This is a genomic window from Methyloceanibacter sp., from assembly GCF_051306395.1.
In the GTDB taxonomy this organism is placed as follows: Bacteria; Pseudomonadota; Alphaproteobacteria; order Rhizobiales; family Methyloligellaceae; genus Methyloceanibacter.
Map to the genome: position 1 here is coordinate 1 of NZ_JBPPND010000245.1, position 3,791 is coordinate 3,791.

Genomic DNA, 3,791 nt, shown 5'->3' on the forward strand with positions numbered 1-3,791 from the left:
CACCGAGATGGTCTTGATGGCGTTTGCCATGTTGGTCACGGCGATCTTGATGAAGCCCTCGGCGATCTCGTCCGGGTTGCGACCGCCGCCGAGCTTGCGCGCCAGAGCTTTGAACGCCTTGGCGACGGCGGCGCGATCGAGCGGCTGGTCTTGGCCGGGCCCGAAGATATGCGGAAAGAAATCCGGCTGGAGCTTGCCGGTCATGACATTGGCGTCCGTGACGGTGAGCGGCCCGCCGCGCCGATAGGCCAGAGGACCCGGATCGGCGCCCGCGGAGTCCGGCCCGACGCGGAACCGCGTGCCGTCGTACTGCAGGATCGAGCCCCCGCCCGCCGCGACCGTATGGATCTGCATCATCGGTGCGCGCACCCGCGCGCCCGCCACCACGCTCTCGAAGGTGCGTTCATAAGCGCCGTCATAATGGCAGACATCCGTGGAGGTGCCGCCCATGTCGAAGCCGATCACCTTGGCGAAGCCCGCGCTGTGGGCGGTCTCCACCGCGCCGACCACGCCGCCGGCGGGGCCCGACAAAATTGCGTCCTTGCCGCGGAACAGATTCGCCGAGGTGAGTCCCCCGGACGACTGCATGAACAGCAGCCGTGGGCCATCGCCGCTCTCTGCGGAAAGCGCTCCGGCCACGCGATCCACGTAACGGCTGAGCAGCGGGGAGAGGTAGGCATCGACCACGGCGGTGTCGCCGCGCCCGACGAACTTCACCAGCGGGCTCACCTCGTGGCTCGCCGAGATTTGCGCGAAGCCGTGCTCTTGGGCGAGTTGCGCCGCCGCGTGCTCATGTTCGGGGTAGGCGTAGGCATGCATGAAGACGATGGCGACCGCGTCGATGCCATCCTTGCGTGCAGCTTCGAGCGCGGTACACGTGGCGTCGAGATCGAGCGGCATCTCGACCGTGCCGTCTGCGCGCACACGCTCTGGCACTTCAGCGACGCGCGCGTAGAGCATGGATGGCTTCTCGATCTGGCGGGCGAAAATTTTGGGCCGCGCCTGATAGCCGATCTCGAGCGCGTCCTTGAAACCTTGGCTGACGATCAGGAGCAGGGGATCGCCTTTGCGCTCGAGAAGCGCGTTGGTCGCGACGGTCGTGCCCATGCGCACGCTCCCAATCCGATCGGGCGGTAAGCGCTTCTTGCGCGGCACACCGATCAGGTCGGCGATGCCGGCAATGGCCGCGTCTTCGTAATTGTCCGGGTTTTCCGAAAGCAGCTTGGTGGTGACGAGACGGCCGTCAGGCGTCCGCGCGACGATATCGGTAAACGTGCCGCCGCGATCGATGAAGAATTGCCAGGTGGAGGAGCCGCTCATGCTGCGGAGTTACGCGCATCAGGCGATGCGCTTCAAGCCCGCCGCGTATTGTTTCCAGCGTTTCACATAGACATCGGCGCCCCGGGCGATCATGGCGCGTGCTTTATCGTCGACCTCGCGCACCGCTTTGGCCGGGGCGCCGAGGATCACCGAGTTGTCCGGAAACGCCTTGCCTTCGGTGATGAGCGCGTTGGCGCCCACCAGGCAATTGGCGCCGATCTTCGCCCCGTTGAGGATCGTCGTGCCCATGCCGATCAGCGTGTTGTCGCCGATGGCGCAGCCATGCAGCACGACATTATGGCCGATGACGCAGTCCTTGCCGATGGTGAGCGGAAAGCCCGGGTCGGTGTGGAGCGTGGCGTTGTCTTGGATCTGCGTGCGGGCGCCGATATCGATCCACTCATTGTCGCCGCGCAGCACCGCGCCCCACCAGATGCTCGCGTCCGAATGGAGCCGCACCCGGCCGACCACGGTTGCCGTCTCCGCCACCCAATAGAGCCCATCGGCCGGAAACTCAGGCGCCTGCCCGTCAAGCTCGTAGATCGCCATGCCTGCTCCTTTCACCCTTCAGAGCCGTGGATACCCTCCCCGCGCGCCCTTGTCATTCCCGCGGCGGCGGGAATCCAGTAAGGAGGGGTCGGATAAGGGGGGCGAATGGCCGAGGCGAAAGCAAAACCAACAGAGCCGCAAAGCGCAGTCGACCGGTTTTTCGGGCTCACCGCGCAAGGGACCAGCGTCGGGACGGAGCTGCGCGCCGGTCTCGCTACCTTCCTGACCATGGCCTACATCATGTTCGTCAACCCGGCGATCCTCCAGCAGGCGGGCATGGATCAGGGCGCGGTGTTCGTCGCCACCTGCCTCGCCGCGGCGGCGGGCTCGATCATCATGGGTCTTTACGCCAACTATCCCATCGCGCTTGCGCCGGGCATGGGGCTCAACGCCTATTTTGCCTTCACCATGGTGCCTGAGCTCCGCGGCGACTGGCGGCTCGCGCTTGGCGTCGTATTCGTCTCGGGTCTGTTGTTTCTGGCCATGTCGCTCACGCCAATCCGCGCTTGGCTGGTCGACTCGATCCCCATGAATTTGAAGATCGGCATCGCCGCCGGCATCGGCCTGTTCCTCGCGCTGATTGCCTTGCAGAACGCCGGCATCGTCGCTCACGATCCTTTGACGCTCGTCACGCTGGGCGATCTGTCCCAGCCCCAGGCGCTGCTTGCCGCGGGCGGTTTTCTTGTCATCGCGGCGCTGGCGGTGCGCAAGGTCCCAGGCGCGATCATCATTGGCGTGCTGGCGGTGACGGTGATCGCCGTCCTGTCGGGCCTTGAGCCGTGGCACGGCTTGGCCTCCATGCCGCCGTCACTGGCGCCGACCTTCCTCGCCATGGACCTTTCGGGGATGTTTCAGCTCACCACCATGGCCATGGTGCTCGCGCTGCTGCTCGTCATGGTCTTGGATGCGGCCGGCACGCTGATCGGTGTCGCCCGCCAGGCAGGTTTTCTCGATAAGGATGGCCGCCTGCCGCGTCTGCGCCAAGCGCTGCTGGCGGACTCCGGCGCCGCCTCTCTCGGCGCCGTGCTCGGCACCTCGACCACCACCGCCTACATCGAGAGCGCCGCCGGCGTGGAGGAGGGCGGCCGCACGGGGCTCACGGCGGTTGTCGTGGCCGTTCTGTTCCTGCTCGCGCTGTTTTTCGCACCGCTCGCCGACACCGTTCCGGTCTACGCCACCGCGCCGGCGATCCTGTTCGTCGCCTGCCTTATGGCGGCGAGTTTCGGCGCCATTCACTGGGAGGACGCGACCGAGTATATCCCTGCGCTCATCATCGCCTTGATGATGCCGCTCGCCTACTCGATTGCCACCGGCATTGGGCTCGGCTTTATCGCCTATGTGGTCCTGAAAGCGCTCACGGGAAGATTTCGCGACATCAACGCTGCGGTGGCCGTCATCGCGTTCGCCTTCCTGCTAAAGCTTGTCTTTGCTTGAGGGGGTGTCGCGTCCTTGGATGACGCTCAGCGACCCGTCTGTCTCCAAGACGACGCAAGCGGCCTGAGAGACCTCCGAAGTTCCATTCTCGCGCAGGGCGGCTTCGACTTCTTCTTTCGTCACGCGCTGCGCCCGCATCGCCTCCATGAGGTAGTTGCCGTCGCGCACGAGCAGCGTCGGCTCGCCCTTGACCAGGTCCTGTACCGGCTCGAAGCGCACGGAGAGCCAGGTGATGACGAACTGCAGACAGATCAGAAGGGCTAGCGCTAGGACGCCTTCTGCCAACGGAATTGAATTATTCAGGATCACGGTCGCGAAGGTCGAACCCAGCGCCACGGTCACCACGAGGTCGAACGCATTCATCTTGCTCAAGGACCGCTTTCCCGAGATGCGGAGCAGGGCGATCAGGGCCGCGTAGGACAGCGTCCCGACGACCAGGACGCGTAGCAGTCCGAACCACGTATCGAAAAACATTGGACCCTGTCTCT

General features: G+C 65.1%; 4 protein-coding genes. 1 reads left to right on the top strand and 3 read right to left on the bottom strand.

The window, feature by feature from the left end; all coding sequences use genetic code 11:
• A partial coding sequence (locus tag ACSLE4_RS12955) for a hydantoinase/oxoprolinase family protein (RefSeq protein WP_435904854.1) occupies positions 1–1,320 on the bottom strand: 1,320 nt, incomplete at its 3' end.
• Between the two features lie 18 nt (positions 1,321–1,338).
• Complete coding sequence (locus ACSLE4_RS12960) at positions 1,339–1,869, bottom strand: gamma carbonic anhydrase family protein (protein ID WP_435904855.1); 531 nt, start codon at positions 1,867–1,869, stop codon at positions 1,339–1,341.
• Between the two features lie 105 nt (positions 1,870–1,974).
• Between ACSLE4_RS12960 and ACSLE4_RS12965 the strand changes: the two genes are divergently transcribed.
• Positions 1,975–3,303: an NCS2 family permease gene (locus tag ACSLE4_RS12965; RefSeq protein ID WP_435904856.1), complete on the top strand. Its 1,329-nt coding sequence runs from the start codon at positions 1,975–1,977 to the stop codon at positions 3,301–3,303.
• On the opposite strand, the gene ACSLE4_RS12970 is transcribed toward ACSLE4_RS12965, so the two are convergent.
• Positions 3,283–3,777, bottom strand: a complete 495-nt coding sequence (locus tag ACSLE4_RS12970; RefSeq protein ID WP_435904857.1) for a DUF421 domain-containing protein — start codon at positions 3,775–3,777, stop codon at positions 3,283–3,285. The two genes, ACSLE4_RS12965 and ACSLE4_RS12970, sit on opposite strands and share 21 nt — an antisense overlap.
• Between the last annotated feature and the right edge of the window lie 14 nt (positions 3,778–3,791).